At 28.6% G+C, this 517-nt stretch carries 1 protein-coding gene; it reads left to right on the plus strand.

The genetic code is table 11. The annotated features are described in order from the left end of the window. The coding region (locus tag B5E92_RS15335) for a PD-(D/E)XK nuclease domain-containing protein (protein ID WP_204245304.1) at window positions 1-517 on the plus strand (517 nt) is incomplete at both ends.

Raw genomic sequence — 517 nt, forward strand, 5'->3', positions numbered from 1 at the left:
CTGCTGTTTACCGGATATTTAAAAATCAAAGAGAAAGTATATGAAAATAATGAACTAGTAGAAGATACCTATAAACTGGTCATTCCCAATAAAGAAGTAAAAAAGATTTATGAAAATATTTTTATAAAATGGTTCAGAGAATATCAAAATGAACGTGATTCTAATTTTATCGATGCCTTAATACAAGAAGATGTTACAAAGGCAAATAGTATATTACAGGATGTATTATTACAAAGTATCAGTTATTATGATAATTATGAAAGTTTTTATCATGGATTTATGGTAGGATTTTTAAATGCCGATGGCTATGAGGTTAAATCAAATCGAGAAAGCGGAGAAGGGAGATTTGATTTAGCGGTATTACCATATAGTATTTTAAATACAGCAATTGTAATCGAATGCAAGCATTCAAACAGTATTAAAGAGCTAAGAAAAGATAGCAAAGAGGCAAGTAATCAGATTATTGAAAAGCGATATATTGAAGGATTACGTGATGAAGGATATGAAAATGTAATTG

The sequence above is a fragment of the Erysipelatoclostridium sp. An15 genome, assembly GCF_002160675.1.
GTDB lineage: Bacteria > Bacillota_I > Bacilli_A > Erysipelotrichales > Coprobacillaceae > Thomasclavelia > Thomasclavelia merdavium.